The 14,426-nt window shown below is 60.9% G+C and carries 15 protein-coding genes; 12 read left to right on the forward strand and 3 right to left on the reverse strand.

Translation table 11 applies throughout. The features are described 5' to 3' along the window. Window positions 1-135: 135 nt before the first annotated feature. The 8 genes from livH (at window position 136) to CQ002_RS03665 (ending at window position 6,518) form a co-directional block, all read left to right on the forward strand. Window positions 136-1,059, forward strand: coding sequence for a high-affinity branched-chain amino acid ABC transporter permease LivH (gene livH / locus CQ002_RS03630; protein ID WP_003172375.1), 924 nt, complete (start codon window positions 136-138; stop codon window positions 1,057-1,059). After that, the gene (locus CQ002_RS03635) at window positions 1,056-2,309 is read left to right on the forward strand and encodes a high-affinity branched-chain amino acid ABC transporter permease LivM (protein ID WP_010212364.1); all 1,254 of its coding nucleotides are present in this window, start codon (window positions 1,056-1,058) and stop codon (window positions 2,307-2,309) included. The genes livH and CQ002_RS03635 overlap by 4 nt, the downstream gene beginning before the upstream one ends. After that, window positions 2,306-3,073: a high-affinity branched-chain amino acid ABC transporter ATP-binding protein LivG gene (gene livG / locus CQ002_RS03640; protein WP_016975067.1), complete on the forward strand. Its 768-nt coding sequence runs from the start codon at window positions 2,306-2,308 to the stop codon at window positions 3,071-3,073. Before CQ002_RS03635 ends, livG begins: the two co-directional genes overlap by 4 nt. Window position 3,074: 1 nt before the next feature. After that, window positions 3,075-3,776, forward strand: a complete 702-nt coding sequence (locus CQ002_RS03645) for an ABC transporter ATP-binding protein (protein WP_010212366.1) — start codon at window positions 3,075-3,077, stop codon at window positions 3,774-3,776. A 288-nt stretch (window positions 3,777-4,064) separates the two neighbouring features. Continuing rightward, window positions 4,065-4,361, forward strand: a complete 297-nt coding sequence (locus CQ002_RS03650; protein WP_034103941.1) for a DUF2282 domain-containing protein — start codon at window positions 4,065-4,067, stop codon at window positions 4,359-4,361. Between the two features lie 23 nt (window positions 4,362-4,384). Beyond that, window positions 4,385-5,263: a DUF692 domain-containing protein gene (locus CQ002_RS03655; protein WP_105161764.1), complete on the forward strand. Its 879-nt coding sequence runs from the start codon at window positions 4,385-4,387 to the stop codon at window positions 5,261-5,263. Beyond that, on the forward strand, window positions 5,260-6,036 hold the full coding sequence (locus CQ002_RS03660; RefSeq protein WP_105161763.1) for a DUF2063 domain-containing protein: 777 nt from the start codon (window positions 5,260-5,262) through the stop codon (window positions 6,034-6,036). The genes CQ002_RS03655 and CQ002_RS03660 overlap by 4 nt, the downstream gene beginning before the upstream one ends. Next, complete coding sequence (locus CQ002_RS03665; protein WP_034103935.1) at window positions 6,033-6,518, forward strand: DoxX family protein; 486 nt, start codon at window positions 6,033-6,035, stop codon at window positions 6,516-6,518. The genes CQ002_RS03660 and CQ002_RS03665 overlap by 4 nt, the downstream gene beginning before the upstream one ends. Here the strand turns inward: CQ002_RS03665 and CQ002_RS03670 are convergent. Continuing rightward, the gene (locus tag CQ002_RS03670; RefSeq protein ID WP_105161762.1) at window positions 6,515-7,423 is read right to left on the reverse strand and encodes a LysR family transcriptional regulator; all 909 of its coding nucleotides are present in this window, start codon (window positions 7,421-7,423) and stop codon (window positions 6,515-6,517) included. The genes CQ002_RS03665 and CQ002_RS03670 overlap by 4 nt on opposite strands. Before the next feature lie 104 nt (window positions 7,424-7,527). On the opposite strand from CQ002_RS03670, the gene CQ002_RS03675 reads away from it, so the two are divergent. From CQ002_RS03675 to CQ002_RS03685, 3 genes are all read left to right on the forward strand, one after another. After that, the gene (locus CQ002_RS03675; RefSeq protein ID WP_105161761.1) at window positions 7,528-8,127 is read left to right on the forward strand and encodes a short chain dehydrogenase; all 600 of its coding nucleotides are present in this window, start codon (window positions 7,528-7,530) and stop codon (window positions 8,125-8,127) included. A gap of 96 nt (window positions 8,128-8,223) precedes the next feature. Beyond that, complete coding sequence (locus tag CQ002_RS03680; RefSeq protein ID WP_105161760.1) at window positions 8,224-8,895, forward strand: COG3650 family protein; 672 nt, start codon at window positions 8,224-8,226, stop codon at window positions 8,893-8,895. Between the two features lie 106 nt (window positions 8,896-9,001). After that, window positions 9,002-10,615, forward strand: coding sequence for an NAD(P)/FAD-dependent oxidoreductase (locus CQ002_RS03685; protein ID WP_034103928.1), 1,614 nt, complete (start codon window positions 9,002-9,004; stop codon window positions 10,613-10,615). 127 nt (window positions 10,616-10,742) lie between these two features. On the opposite strand, the gene CQ002_RS03690 is transcribed toward CQ002_RS03685, so the two are convergent. Next, window positions 10,743-11,837 (reverse strand): PLP-dependent cysteine synthase family protein, encoded by a 1,095-nt coding sequence (locus tag CQ002_RS03690; RefSeq protein WP_034103927.1) that lies wholly within the window; start codon window positions 11,835-11,837, stop codon window positions 10,743-10,745. A 217-nt stretch (window positions 11,838-12,054) separates the two neighbouring features. Here CQ002_RS03690 and nhaA point away from each other — a divergent pair, with 217 nt between their 5' ends. Beyond that, entirely contained in the window at window positions 12,055-13,230 is a 1,176-nt protein-coding gene (gene nhaA, locus CQ002_RS03695) for a Na+/H+ antiporter NhaA (RefSeq protein WP_069022181.1), read from the forward strand. Between the two features lie 593 nt (window positions 13,231-13,823). On the opposite strand, the gene CQ002_RS03700 is transcribed toward nhaA, so the two are convergent. Beyond that, window positions 13,824-14,288: a glycine zipper 2TM domain-containing protein gene (locus CQ002_RS03700; protein ID WP_003189251.1), complete on the reverse strand. Its 465-nt coding sequence runs from the start codon at window positions 14,286-14,288 to the stop codon at window positions 13,824-13,826. Window positions 14,289-14,426 lie beyond the last annotated feature (138 nt).

Below are 14,426 nucleotides of genomic sequence, written 5' to 3' on the forward strand. Positions count from 1 at the left end.
TCACCTGAAAATCTTAAAACCGTCACCAGCGGTTCGCTGGCAAACGCTTTGTGCAAATGTGCTCACAGAACACAGCACGGGGCCGGAACATGACTCCACCAGTGAAATGCGTATCGGGTTTTTAGGAGCGCTGTAATGCCTGAGATCTATCATTTTTTCCAACAGCTGGTTAATGGCCTGACCATTGGCAGCACCTATGCCTTGATAGCCATTGGCTACACAATGGTTTACGGCATCATTGGAATGATCAACTTCGCCCATGGCGAGGTGTACATGATTGGTTCCTACGTGGCCTTTATCGCCCTTGCCGGGCTGGCCATGATGGGTATCCACTCTCTGCCGCTGTTGATGACCGCTGCGTTCCTCGCATCGATCGTCGTGACCAGTGCCTATGGCTACAGTATCGAGCGGGTTGCCTACCGTCCCTTGCGTGGCAGCAACCGTCTGATCCCGCTGATTTCCGCTATCGGCATGTCGATTTTCCTGCAGAACACCGTATTGCTGTCCCAGGATTCCAAGGATAAATCCATCCCTAACCTGATCCCGGGGAGCTTCTCCTTCGGCCCGGGTGGCGCGGAAGAAGTCCTGATTTCCTACATGCAGATTCTGGTTTTCGTCGTCACCCTGGTGGCGATGCTCGGCCTGACCCTGTTCATCTCCCGATCCCGCCTGGGGCGCGCCTGCCGCGCCTGCGCCGAAGACATCAAGATGGCCAACCTGTTGGGCATCAACACCAACAACATCATCGCCCTGACCTTCGTGATCGGCGCCGCACTGGCGGCCGTCGCCGCGGTGCTGCTGAGCATGCAGTACGGCGTGATCAACCCCAACGCCGGTTTCCTGGTAGGCCTCAAGGCCTTTACCGCGGCGGTATTGGGCGGCATCGGCAGTATCCCGGGCGCCATGCTCGGCGGCCTGGTGCTGGGTGTGGCCGAGGCCTTTGGTGCCGATATCTTCGGTGACCAATACAAGGACGTCGTGGCGTTCGGCCTGTTGGTTCTGGTGCTGTTGTTCCGTCCGACCGGCATCCTGGGCCGTCCGGAGGTTGAGAAAGTATGAGCAGATATCTTAAATCGGCGTTTTTCAGCGCCCTGCTGGTCTGGGCCGTGGCCTTTCCGGTACTCGGCCTCAAGCTGAGCATTGTCGGCATTAACCTTGAAGTGCATGGCACCGGTCCCGTGACCCTGACCATCATCGCGCTGTGCTCGGTGCTGATGTTCCTGCGCGTGCTGTTCACCCAGCAGGTCGGTGCCCTGTTCAAGAGCAACCGTGGCCCGTTGGTGTCGCCCAAGGTCAGCCAATTCCTGACCCTGCCACGTACACAGCGCTACATCATCATTGCCCTGATCATCGCCGCACTGATCTGGCCGTTCTTCGGCTCGCGCGGCGCGGTCGACATCGCCACCCTGATCCTGATCTACGTGTTGCTGGGCCTGGGCCTGAACATCGTGGTGGGCCTGGCCGGCCTGCTCGACCTGGGTTATGTGGGCTTCTACGCCGTGGGTGCCTACACCTACGCGCTGCTCTCGCATTACCTGGGCTGGAGCTTCTGGATCTGCCTGCCGCTGGCGGGTATGGCGGCGGCCACGTTCGGCTTCCTGCTGGGCTTCCCGGTGCTGCGCTTGCGCGGTGACTACCTGGCGATCGTGACCCTGGGCTTCGGTGAAATCATCCGGTTGTTCCTGCGTAACCTCACCGACATCACCGGTGGCCCCAACGGTATCAGTAGCATCCCCAAGCCAACGTTCTTCGGACTGTCGTTCGACCGCACCGCCGCTGAAGGCATGCAGACTTTCCACGAGTACTTCGGGATCGACTACAACCCGGTGAGCAAAGTGGTGTTCCTGTACCTGGTGGCGCTGTTGCTGGCACTGGCGGCACTGTTCGTGATCAATCGTCTGCTACGCATGCCGATCGGTCGCGCGTGGGAAGCGCTGCGCGAAGATGAAATCGCCTGCCGCGCGCTGGGCCTGAACCCGACCATCATCAAGCTCTCCGCCTTTACCCTGGGTGCTGCGTTCGCCGGTTTCGCCGGCAGCTTCTTCGCTGCCCGCCAAGGCCTGGTGACCCCCGAGTCGTTCACCTTCATCGAGTCGGCAATCATCCTCGCCATCGTGGTACTGGGTGGCATGGGCTCGCAACTGGGCGTAATCCTGGCCGCGATCGTGATGATCCTGCTGCCGGAAATGATGCGTGAGTTCAGCGAATACCGCATGTTGATGTTCGGCGCCATGATGGTGCTGATGATGATCTGGCGCCCGCAAGGCCTGCTGCCCATGCAACGTCCACACATGGAGCTGCGCAAATGAGCCGCGAGATCCTGAAAGTCGAAAACCTGAGCATGCGCTTCGGCGGCCTGCTGGCGGTCAATGGCGTGGCCCTGACCGTGAAAGAGAAACAAGTCGTGGCACTGATCGGCCCCAACGGCGCCGGCAAAACCACGGTGTTCAACTGCCTCACCGGTTTCTACAAGCCGAGCGGTGGCAGCATCCTGCTGGACGGCCAGCCGATCCAGGGCCTGGCCGGTCACGAAATCGCCCGCAAGGGCGTAGTACGGACCTTCCAGAACGTGCGGTTGTTCAAGGACATGACGGCGGTCGAGAACCTGTTGATCGCCCAGCACCGTCACTTGAACACCAACTTCTTCGCCGGCCTGTTCAAGACCCCCGCGTTCCGCAAGAGCGAGCGCGAGGCGATGGAATATGCGGAGTACTGGCTGGACAAGGTCAACCTCACCGAGTTTGCCAACCGCCCTGCCGGCACCCTGGCCTATGGTCAGCAACGTCGCCTGGAAATCGCCCGCTGCATGATGACTCGCCCGCGCATCCTCATGCTCGACGAACCGGCCGCTGGCCTGAACCCCAAGGAAACCGAAGACCTCAAGGCGCTGATCAGCGTGTTGCGTGAGGAAAACAACGCCACGGTGCTGTTGATCGAACACGACATGAAACTGGTCATGAGCATTTCCGACCACATCGTGGTGATCAACCAGGGCACGCCCTTGGCCGACGGGACACCGGAGCAGATCCGCGATAATCCTGAAGTGATCAAAGCCTATTTGGGGGAAGCGTAAAATGCTGCAATTCGAAAACGTTTCCACTTTCTACGGCAAGATCCAGGCCCTGCACAGCGTCAACGTGGAAGTGCGCCAAGGCGAGATCGTCACGCTGATCGGCGCCAACGGTGCCGGCAAGTCGACCTTGCTGATGACCCTGTGCGGGTCGCCGCAAGCCCACAGCGGCAGCATCCGCTACATGGGTGAAGAACTGGTGGGCCAGCAGTCGTCGCAGATCATGCGCAAGAGCATTGCAGTGGTGCCGGAAGGTCGTCGCGTGTTCTCGCGCCTGACCGTGGAAGAGAACCTGGCCATGGGCGGTTTCTTCACCGACAAGGGCGACTACCAAGAGCAGATGGACAAGGTGCTGCACCTGTTCCCGAGGCTCAAGGAACGCTTCAGCCAACGCGGCGGCACCATGTCCGGCGGTGAGCAGCAAATGCTCGCCATCGGCCGTGCGCTGATGAGCAAGCCCAAGCTGTTGCTGCTGGACGAACCTTCACTGGGCCTGGCGCCGATCATCATCCAGCAGATCTTCGACATCATCGAACAACTGCGCAAGGACGGTGTGACGGTGTTCCTGGTGGAACAGAATGCCAACCAGGCCTTGAAGATCGCTGACCGCGCCTATGTGCTGGAAAACGGCCGGGTGGTGATGCAAGGGACTGGCGAGCAGTTGCTGACCGATCCTAAGGTGCGCGAGGCGTACCTGGGCGGTTAAGAGAAGGTTGCTGTAGGAACCGGATCAAACAGGTGGGAGCGGCTTGTGTGGAAGCTGGCTTGCCCGCGATAGCATCACCTCGGTGCAACTGAAAAACCGAGGTGCCGCTATCGCGGGCAAGCCACGCTCCCACACCAGCCCGCTCCCACGTTTGCTTTGTGTGACGCTTGAATCGTAAAAAACCTGAAATTATTTTCGACGGGCTTGTAACGGATTCCGTCGTGCTGTCTCTAGTGGTACAAGCAGGCACTCAAGCCCGCCAACTCAACCCACTGCTGGAGATACACCATGACCACCAAACTGTCCGCCGCTAGCCTCGTCCTGGCCCTCGGTTCCGCCTTGAGCCTGTCCGCCCTGACCACCACCGCCCACGCTGCCGACGATATGCAGAAATGCTTTGGCGTCGCCGAAGCCGGCAAGAACGATTGTGCCGCAGGCGCCGGCACGTCCTGCGCCGGCACCTCGAAAACCAAGGACCAGGCCAACGCCTGGAAACTGGTCCCTGCCGGCACTTGCCTCAAGACCCCAAGCTCCACCTCGCCGACCGGTTTCGGCCAGGAAGCTGCCTTCACCGCCAAATCCTGATCCCTCGCAAAACCTGAGTACTGATGATGACTCCTTCATCCCTGCACGCCGTCTCCCAGGCTCAGGTGCCCGGCCTCCCACGCCGGGCCGGGCTGGGGCTCAAGCATGAGCACTTCGTTGAAGTGCTCGAGACCTCACCCGATATCGGTTTTTTCGAAGTGCACGCCGAAAACTACATGGTGGCCGGCGGCCCGTTTCATCATTACCTGGGGTTGATCCGCGCGCAGTACCCGCTGTCATTGCACGGTGTGGGCCTGTCCATCGGCGGCGAAGGCCCGCTGAACCCGGAGCACCTGGCGCGGCTGGCCACGCTGATCGAACGTTATCAACCCCACTCTTTTTCCGAACACCTCGCCTGGTCGAGCCACGGCCCGGTGTTCCTCAATGACCTGCTGCCGCTGGCCTACGACAACGCCACCCTGCAACGGGTGTGCGAACACGTTGACCAGGTACAGAGCAGCCTCAAGCGGACGATGCTGCTGGAGAACCCGTCAACCTACCTGCAATTCCAACGCTCGACCCTGGACGAAACGGACTTCATCAGTGAAGTCATCCGACGTACCGGCTGTGGCTTGCTGCTGGACGTCAACAACGTCTACGTTTCCTGCATCAATCACCAGCGCAATCCGCTTTCTTACCTTGAGGCCTTGCCGTTGCACGCCGTCGGTGAGATTCACCTGGCCGGTTTTGCTGAAGACACTGACAGCCTCGGCGATCGCTTGCTGATCGACGACCACGGCGCGCCGATCGATAACGCCGTGTGGCAGTTGTACGAAAAAGTACTGGCTCAAGTCGGCCCGATGCCAACGCTGATCGAGCGGGACAACCAGGTGCCGGCCTTCAGCGTGCTGCTGGCCGAGGCTCAACAGGCCCAATGGCATCTGGCGCAGGTGAGTCCATGAGCCTTCATGATGATTTTTCCGCGGCCTTGCTGGCACCGCACCAGCCCTGCCCCGATGGCCTGTTCAGTAGCAATGGCGCCGACCCGGCCAGCCGTTTCTCGGTGCATCGCAACACGGTGCACAGCTCATTGATCAACGCGTTGGCAACGGCTTATCCGGTTACGCTGCAATTGGTGGGCGAAGCGTTTTTTCGCGCCATGGCCAGCCTCTATGTCCAGGCGCACCCGCCCACCAGCCCGTTGATGAGTGAGTACGGCGACACGCTCGCCGAGTTCATCCACGGCTTCGAACCCGCGCAAAGCGTGCCGTACCTGGCCGATGTTGCCCGGTTGGAGCGCTTGCGAGTCCGCGCCTATCACGCGGCCGACTGCCAGGCATTGGATCAGCAGACCGTGCTCCAGACGCTACAGGGTCAGGCAAACCTGGGAACCCTGCGCCTGCAACTGCACCCGTCGCTGGCCACGCTGAATTCGCCTTATGCGGTGGTGGCGGTATGGGCAGCGCACCAGACCGAGGGCGGCCTTGCCACGCTGAATCCCTGGCATGCCCAGGGCGCGCTGGTGGTGCGCCAAGGGCTTGAGGTCAAGGTGTTTGCCATCGACCCCGGCTCAGTGGCCTTCATCAACAGCCTGGGCCGCGGCAATGCATTGGAAAAAGCCGTGGAGCATGCGCTGGACGCGTCAGCCGAGTTTGACCTGCACCAATGCCTGACGCTGCTGATCGCCCACAACGCCCTCACTCATTTGCACCTAGAACAAAAGGTATCGCCATGAACACCCGCCCCTCGTGCCTGATCAAGCGGCTCATCGCACTTTTCGAGCAAATCCCCTACAGCCTGATTGCCTGTCTCGCGCGCTTCTCCATTGCCGCGGTGTTCTGGAAGTCCGGGCAAACCAAAGTCGAAGGCTTTGCCATCGACTTCATCAACGGCACCTTCCAACTCGGTGAACCGAAGCTGGCCGCCTCGACATTGCCGCTGTTTCGCAGCGAATACCACGTGCCGTTGTTATCGCCGGAAGTGGCAGCGCCGATGGCCGCGTTTGCCGAACACTTTTTCCCGGTGCTGATCCTTGTAGGCTTCGCTACGCGTTTTTCGGCCTTGGCCCTGATCGGGATGACGCTGGTGATCCAGTTGTTCGTCTACCCGGATGCCTACCCGACCCATGGCACCTGGATCGCGCTGCTGTTGTTGCTGGTGGCCAAAGGGCCGGGACGCCTGTCGATCGATCACCTGATCGCCCGCCGCTACGCCTAAAGCCGGTCCAGCGCCTCGCCGCTGAGCTTGAACCAATCCACCAGGTAATCGGCCAATACCTGGGTGCGACGCGGCAAACCGCCCTGATACGGGTGCACCAAGTACATCGGCATGCTCCGCGTCTGATAATCGCGAAGGAGCCAGCGCAATCGACCGTCAGCCAATTCCGTCGGCAATACGTAGGACGGCAGGCGCGCGATACCGGCGCCGACCAACGCGGCCTTTTTCAACAGGTTGTAGTGGTTGGAGGCAAAGGTGCCGCTGACCCGCACCCGCAGGAGTTCGTGCTGCTGGTGGTACAGCCATTCCTCACGGCCACTGTAGTGGCTGTTGAGCAAACAGGTATGGCCGGCCAACTCCGCAGGTGTCTGTGGTTCGCCATGTTGCTCAAGGTAGGCCGGGCTCGCGCAGGTCATCTCATGCCAGGCCAGCAGGGGCTTGGCGACCAGGCGCTCGTTTTCGGTCGCGCCCGAGCGTACTCCCAGGTCAAAGCCATCCCGCGCCAGGTCGCGGTAGTTGTTGTTGAGCTCGAGTTCGATCTGCACCTGCGGGTATTGCTTGGAGAACTCCAGCAGCAAGCCGTCGAAGAAGGTTTCGCCCAACGACACCGGAACCGTCATGCGTACCGGCCCCGCCAGATCATCCTTGAGCCGGGCCAGTGCCTGGCGGGCACGGTCCACTTGCAGTACCAAGGCCTGGGCCTGGGGCAATAGCGCCGCGCCGGCGGCGGTGAGGCTGAGCTTGCGGGTAGTGCGGTGCAGCAATACCACTGAAAACTGCGCTTCCAACTGGCTGATGCGCTTGGACAACTGCCCTTTGCTGCAGCCCAACTGCTCGGCCGCCAGGGTAAAGCTGCCGGCCTCAATGAGCACGGCGAAGGCTGCCAGATCATCCATCTCACTCATGGATTGTTTCCATTTGAAAACCAAAGGTTGCCTATTAGCGCGTTTATCCACCCAAAAAGCCACTCTAGACTGAACCCTCACTTACCCCCTGGAGGAACAGCACCATGAAAATCCTATTGATTGGCGCCAGCGGTACCATCGGCTCGGCAGTCAAGGCGCAACTCGCTCAGCGTCACGAAGTGATCAGCATCGGCCGCAGCGGCGGCGACTTCCAGGTGGATATCAGCGACAGCGCTTCGATCCGCACGCTGTTCGAACAAACCGGCAACTTCGACGCGCTGATCTGCGCAGCGGGCAGCGTCAACTTCGTGGCCCTGCCGGAAATGAGCGAAGCCGACTTCGAACTCGGCCTGCGTAACAAGCTGATGGGCCAGGTCAACCTGCTGCTGATCGGCCGCGACTACGCCAACGATGGCGCTTCGTTCACCTTCACCAGCGGCATTCTTAACCGCGACCCGATCCGCACCGGCGCCTCGGCTGCGCTGGTCAACGGCGCCATTGACGCCTTTGTCAAAGCGGCGGCAATCGAATTGCCGCGCGGTTTGCGCGTCAACGCTGTCAGCCCGACCGTCCTGGTGGAAGCCATGGACAGCTATGCGCCTTACTTCCGTGGCTACAAACCGGCTCCAGGCGCCGACGTAGCGCTGGCCTACGCGAAGAGCGTGGAAGGCTTGCAAACCGGTCAGACCTTTATCGTTGGCTGAACAGGTTCGGCTGTCAGAATTGCCTGAAGCTGGCGAGCGGGGTTGTGATGCAGCGCAGGCCTGCGTAACGTGGCGGCACTTGTCTGGAGACCGATAATGCGCGCCGCCCATACCCTTGCTCTGTTTGCCTTGTTCCCCCTGTTCGCCGCCTGCCAGATGTTCGACCGCGAGCCGGCCAAGCCCTCTCTCGCCGGGCTGACCCGCATGCAGGGCGAACTCACGGCGGTCGGCGGCAAACTGCTGTTCCAGCCGTGCAACGACAAGCGCAACTACGTGGTCAACGACACCGGTGGCACCAGCATCCTGCAGGAGGCGGCCTCCCTGGCCGGCCAGCAGGGTGCACTGTTTGCCGACCTGCGCGGCCAGTTCTCCGGCGTGGCTAAAGGCACCCAGGGCAGCGTGGACCTGCAACAACTCTATCGCGTCGAGCGCTCGACCTCGGCCTGCAACGACCCGGACTTCAAGCGCATGATCCTGCGCGCCAACGGCCACAAGCCGGCCTGGGCGATGAACGTCACGGCCAAGGGCATGGTGCTGGAACGCGAAGGCCAGCCCCCCCTGGCGGTGCCGTATGTGGAAGAGCAAATCGGTGACGGGCGCTTCAACCTGATGACCGAAGCCAACAACCAGCACGTCGAACTGTGGGTCGCCCCGCAGCGTTGCGTCGACCCGGTCAGCGGCAGCCTGCAGCACATGACCGCCGAGTTGCGCGTCAATGGCCAGGTGCAACGGGGTTGCGCAGCATTTGGCGGTTCGCGCGACGACTGACGCCATCCTGCGTTGTTTTAACATGACGGGAAACGGCCATTGGGGCTTATAATCGCCGGTTTGCAAAACAGCCGGCCTCTCTGCCCGCCGCCTACCGGATCCCGTCATGTTACGAATCACCGAACTCAAGCTGCCCATCGACCATCCCGAAGAAGACCTGCGGCCTGCCATCGTGCAGCGCCTGGGCATCGCCAGTGATGACCTGCTCGATTTCACCCTGTTCAAACGCAGCTACGATGCGCGCAAGAAATCCTCGGAGCTGTGCTTCATCTACACCATCGACTTGAACGTCAAGGGTGAAGCCGCCCTGCTGCTCAAGTTCGCCGATGACCGCAACGTCAACCCGGCGCCGGATGTCAGCTATAAAGTCGTAGGCCAGGCGCCGCAAGACCTGACAGAACGCCCGATCGTGGTCGGCTTTGGCCCGTGCGGGATCTTCGCAGGGCTGCTGCTCGCGCAAATGGGCTTCAAGCCGATCATCCTCGAGCGCGGCAAGGAAGTGCGCCAGCGCACCAAGGACACGTGGGGCCTGTGGCGAAAAAACGTGCTCAACCCCGAGTCCAACGTGCAGTTCGGTGAAGGCGGTGCCGGGACCTTTTCCGACGGCAAGCTGTACAGCCAGATCAAGGATCCGAAATTCCACGGCCGCAAAGTCCTGCACGAGTTCGTCAAGGCCGGCGCGCCGGAAGAAATCCTCTACGTCAGCAAACCGCACATCGGCACCTTCCGCCTGACCGGCGTGGTGGAAAACATGCGCGAACAGATCATCGCCCTGGGCGGTGAAGTGCGCTTCGAGCAACGGGTAACCGACGTGCTGATCGAAGACGGCCAGTTGAACGGTGTGGTCGTCAACGATGGCGAGCAGATCCTCTCTAAACACGTGATCCTGGCCCTGGGCCACAGCGCCCGCGACACCTTCCGCATGCTCCACGGGCGCGGCGTATACATGGAGGCCAAGCCATTCTCCGTGGGTTTCCGTATCGAGCACCCGCAATCGCTGATCGACGCCGCGCGCCTGGGCAAATACGCAGGGCACCCGAAACTCGGCGCCGCCGACTACAAGCTGGTGCACCACGCCAAGAACGGCCGCTCGGTCTACAGCTTCTGCATGTGCCCAGGCGGCACCGTGGTCGCGGCGACGTCCGAGCCAAACCGCGTGGTCACCAACGGCATGAGCCAATACTCACGCAACGAGCGCAACGCCAACTCCGGCATCGTGGTCGGCATCACGCCTGAGGTGGACTACCCAGGCGGCCCGCTGGCGGGTATCGAGTTGCAGGAACGCCTGGAGTCCCACGCCTACATCCTAGGCGGCAGCAATTACGAGGCGCCTGCGCAGTTGGTGGGTGATTTCATCGCTGGCAAGCCGTCCACGGCGATCGGCAGTGTAGAACCGTCCTACAAGCCCGGCGTATCCCTGGGTGACTTGGCCCTGGCCTTGCCGGACTTCGCCATTGAAGCGATCCGTGAAGCACTGCCGGCCTTCGAGAAGCAGATCAAGGGCTATTCGCTGCACGACGCGGTACTGACCGGTATCGAGACACGCACCTCATCGCCGCTGCGGATTACCCGCAACGAGTCGATGCAGAGCTTGAATGTGAAAGGCTTGTTCCCCGCCGGTGAAGGCGCAGGTTACGCGGGCGGGATTCTGTCCGCGGGTGTGGATGGGATTCGGATTGCCGAGGCGTTGGCGCGGGATATGTTGGGCCTGCCAACCTGACACAGCGCAGTCTGGAATGGGGGAGCGGGCTTGCTCGCGAAAGCGCTGGCTCAGTCGATGAATCTGTTGACTGACACTCAGCGTTCGCGAGCAAGCCCGCTCCCACATTGGGTACTACGTGTTGTAGTCAGATGTTTGCGCGCAAGACGGTGTCCGGCAACGGCTCACCCCCTTCGACACTGGCGGCAACGGCCGCGATCAGCCCGTCCAATTCATAGCCCTGGGCCTTGAGCCACGCCTGATCGTAATAGGTTGTGACGTAGCGCTCGCCTCCATCACACAAGATCGCCACGATCGAGCCCGACTCCCCCGCCGCTTTCATCTGCTGCGCCGCCACCAGGGCGCCAATCAGGTTGGTCCCGCTGGAGCCACCGACCCGTCGCCCCAGCCGCTGGGCCAGATAATGCATGGCCGCCAGCGAGAGCGCATCCGGCACCTTGACCATCGCATCAATCACCCTCGGCAAAAACGACGCCTCGACCCGTGGCCGGCCAATGCCTTCGATGCGCGAACCGCAGTCCAGGCGCAAGCTCGCATCGCCACTCTGATAGAAGTCAAAGAACACCGAACGCTCGGCATCGGCACACAACACGCGGGTGCAATGCTGACGGTAACGCACGTAACGACCAAGGGTCGCGGTGGTGCCGCCAGTGCCGGGGCTGGAGATCAACCAGCTCGGTTCGGGATGCTGCTCGAAGCGCATCTGCTGGAAGATCGATTCGGCAATGTTGTTGTTCGCCCGCCAATCGGTGGCGCGCTCGGCGTAAGTGAACTGGTCCATGAAGTGACCGCCGCTTTCTCGCGCCAGGCGTTCGGATTCGGCGTAGATCTGCGTCGGGTCCTGTACCAGGTGGCTCTTGCCCCCGTAGAAGGCGATCTGCGCGATTTTTTCCTGCGAAGTGGTGGCCGGCATCACCGCAACAAATGGCAGGCCAAGCAGACGTGCAAAGTAGGCTTCGGAAATCGCCGTCGAACCGCTGGACGCTTCGATCACCGGCGCGCCCGGCTTAAGCCAGCCGTTGCACAGTGCGTACAGGAACAGCGAACGGGCGAGCCGGTGCTTGAGGCTGCCGGTGGGGTGGCTGGACTCATCCTTGAAGTACAACTCGATACCCGGCAAACCCGGCAGCGGCAAGGGGATCAGATGCGTGTCGGCGCTGCGCTGGAAGTCTGCTTCAATGATACGAATGGCTTCGCGGGCCCAGGGACGGTGGTCGCTCATGGAGGGTTTCTCTGCAAGGTCTAAGCCCTGATTTTAGGGGGTTTCCTACACGCTACACAGATACAGTACCGACTCAATCGGACACACAATTGCTAGGCTTGGGTGCAACGCGATACCTAACGGTTGCTTATAACAAATAAGAATATAACTTTTGTTTTAACAACTAACGGTACGGGTTAGGGTACGCACCTATTGAACCTGGATTGGAGAGCATCCCTTGCCTCTGCGTAGCACTTTCACCCGTTTCTTCCAGCTGGAAGCCGCCAGCGGTCTGTTGTTGATCGCGGCTGCCGCACTGGCGTTGATCATCAACAATTCACCGCTGTCGCACCTGTACAGCGCGTTTCTCGATGTACCGGTCGTGGCGCAGATAGGCGCGTTGAAAATCGCCAAGCCTGCCCTGCTGTGGATCAATGATGGCCTGATGGCCCTGTTCTTCCTGCTGATCGGCCTTGAGGTCAAGCGCGAGTTGCTCGACGGTCATCTGTCCAAGCCCTCGCAAGTGGTACTGCCGGGTGCGGCAGCCATTGGCGGCATGGTGGTGCCGGCGCTGATCTACTGGGCGATCAACAAGGACTACCCCGCCGCGCTTTCTGGCTGGGCGATCCCGATGGCCACCGACATTGCCTTCGCCCTGGGCGTGCTGGCCTTGCTGGGCAAGCGCGTGCCGGTGTCGCTGAAACTGTTCCTGATGACCCTGGCAATCATTGACGACCTGGGGGCGATCATCGTGATCGCCGTGTTCTATTCCTCCGACCTGTCCGGTGCTGCCCTCGCAGGCGCGGGTGCCTGCCTGGTTGCCTTGATCGCGATGAACCGCCTGGGCGTGATCAAGCTCGGGCCCTACCTGATCGTCGGGCTGATCCTGTGGGTGTGCGTACTCAAGAGCGGCGTCCATGCCACCCTCGCCGGTGTGACATTGGCATTCTGCATCCCGCTGCGCACCAAGAACGCCGAGCCATCACCGTTGCTTACGCTGGAACATGCCCTGCACCCATGGGTGGCCTACGGCATCCTGCCGCTGTTCGCCTTCGCCAACGCCGGTGTGTCCCTGACCGGCGTCAGCCTGGAAAGCTTCACTCACCACGTGCCTATGGGCATCGCCGCCGGCTTGTTGATAGGCAAGACCGTCGGCGTGTTCGGCCTTACCTGGCTGGCCATCAAGACCGGCCTTGCGGCCCTGCCTGGTGGCGCGAACTGGGGCCAGGTGTTTGGCGTGGCGATCCTGTGCGGCATCGGCTTCACCATGAGCCTGTTTGTCGGTTCCCTGGCGTTCGTACCGGGTGCCAGTGAGTTTGCGGGTGAGGACCGGATGGGAATCCTGACGGGGTCGATACTCGCGGCGTGCATCGGTTATGCGGTGACGGCGATGGCGAGTCGTAAGAAAATCTGACCTTATTTGCAGGCGCCGGCCATTTCAAGCCGGCGTCTGATTTCCCCGTTCACCCAGCATATCTCCCCTTCTCAGACGCCCCCTACATCCCCCTTCCTGGCTTGGCCTAACGTCGTCTTCCGGCTTTTATACCGGACGCCGTTATGCAACATGCCAGGAGGGCACAATGGCAAATAAAAAGGACGTATACCCAGTTTGGCGATGTTAAGGGAATGGCACCGGTGGATACCGACGTCTGGCGCCTGTGAATCACTGGAACACGATGAAGCAGTACGCTATCTAGCAACATCAGATGTCAGCGGAGGCTTGATCTCAATTGGGCTTGATGACACGAATGGCGAGTGGGCAGAACATACCTGTCTCCAATTGATCGAACGCCCTGAAGCTCAACCCCTTCGGATTCTGTCACCGCGTCCTATGAGTATGCGAGCCGAGCGTAAAATCAGGTCCGCAATAAAAACCGCCCGACTAAGGCGTTTTTTATGGCCTGCGTTTTTGTATGTAACCGCCCGCAACCGGCTAGACGCCCGCCCCTGAAACCAAAAACCCCAACCGGTCACCCGGTTGGGGTTTTGTGTTTACAACGCTGGCGTTTAGCGAGTAACGCGGCTGGTACCATCCACGGTCATGATGCGTACGCGGTCGCCGATGCGGAAGATCTCATTCTCCTGCACGGCCTGCACGTAGGCACGCATGCTGCCGTCGTCTTCGCGCACGGTGATTTCAACACCCTGTGTACGGGTCAGGCCTTCTTCGGTGGCCGAACCCAGCAGGCCGCCAGCGACGGCGCCGATCACAGCGGTCACGATGCTGCCACGGCCGCCGCCAATGGCGCTGCCACCAACGCCACCGATGACTGCACCAGCAGCGCCGCCAATAGGGGTCTTGGTACCTTCGATTTTCACCGGACGCAGGGATTCGATGGTACCCATGCGCACGGTCTGCACACGACGCGCTTCGTCACGGGAGTACGAGTCGCCGGTCAGACTCGAGGCGCAGCCACCCAACAGCAACGACAGGGTGGTAAAGCAGGCAACCAGTAAAACGGACTTACGCATAGCATCAACTCCAAAGGACAGGTGTTCATTAAACGCTGCGGCTTGACGCCTGTCACGGCAAGCCCGGCAGAAAATTGCTTTCATTCAGCCTTAGTACAGACTGCCCGCACCAGAAAACTCGACGAACGGTAGCACTTC

It is taken from the genome of Pseudomonas sp. MYb13 (genome assembly GCF_002980075.1).
In the GTDB taxonomy this organism is placed as follows: Bacteria; Pseudomonadota; Gammaproteobacteria; order Pseudomonadales; family Pseudomonadaceae; genus Aquipseudomonas; species Aquipseudomonas lurida.

Coding starts and splice junctions, on each gene's coding strand:
- livH (WP_003172375.1), top strand. CDS start 136: ATGCCTGAGATCTATCATTTTTTCCAACAGCTGGTTAATGGCCTGACC.
- CQ002_RS03635 (WP_010212364.1), top strand. CDS start 1,056: ATGAGCAGATATCTTAAATCGGCGTTTTTCAGCGCCCTGCTGGTCTGG.
- livG (WP_016975067.1), top strand. CDS start 2,306: ATGAGCCGCGAGATCCTGAAAGTCGAAAACCTGAGCATGCGCTTCGGC.
- CQ002_RS03645 (WP_010212366.1), top strand. CDS start 3,075: ATGCTGCAATTCGAAAACGTTTCCACTTTCTACGGCAAGATCCAGGCC.
- CQ002_RS03650 (WP_034103941.1), top strand. CDS start 4,065: ATGACCACCAAACTGTCCGCCGCTAGCCTCGTCCTGGCCCTCGGTTCC.
- CQ002_RS03655 (WP_105161764.1), top strand. CDS start 4,385: ATGATGACTCCTTCATCCCTGCACGCCGTCTCCCAGGCTCAGGTGCCC.
- CQ002_RS03660 (WP_105161763.1), top strand. CDS start 5,260: ATGAGCCTTCATGATGATTTTTCCGCGGCCTTGCTGGCACCGCACCAG.
- CQ002_RS03665 (WP_034103935.1), top strand. CDS start 6,033: ATGAACACCCGCCCCTCGTGCCTGATCAAGCGGCTCATCGCACTTTTC.
- CQ002_RS03670 (WP_105161762.1), bottom strand. CDS start 7,423: ATGAGTGAGATGGATGATCTGGCAGCCTTCGCCGTGCTCATTGAGGCC.
- CQ002_RS03675 (WP_105161761.1), top strand. CDS start 7,528: ATGAAAATCCTATTGATTGGCGCCAGCGGTACCATCGGCTCGGCAGTC.
- CQ002_RS03680 (WP_105161760.1), top strand. CDS start 8,224: ATGCGCGCCGCCCATACCCTTGCTCTGTTTGCCTTGTTCCCCCTGTTC.
- CQ002_RS03685 (WP_034103928.1), top strand. CDS start 9,002: ATGTTACGAATCACCGAACTCAAGCTGCCCATCGACCATCCCGAAGAA.
- CQ002_RS03690 (WP_034103927.1), bottom strand. CDS start 11,837: ATGAGCGACCACCGTCCCTGGGCCCGCGAAGCCATTCGTATCATTGAA.
- CQ002_RS03700 (WP_003189251.1), bottom strand. CDS start 14,288: ATGCGTAAGTCCGTTTTACTGGTTGCCTGCTTTACCACCCTGTCGTTG.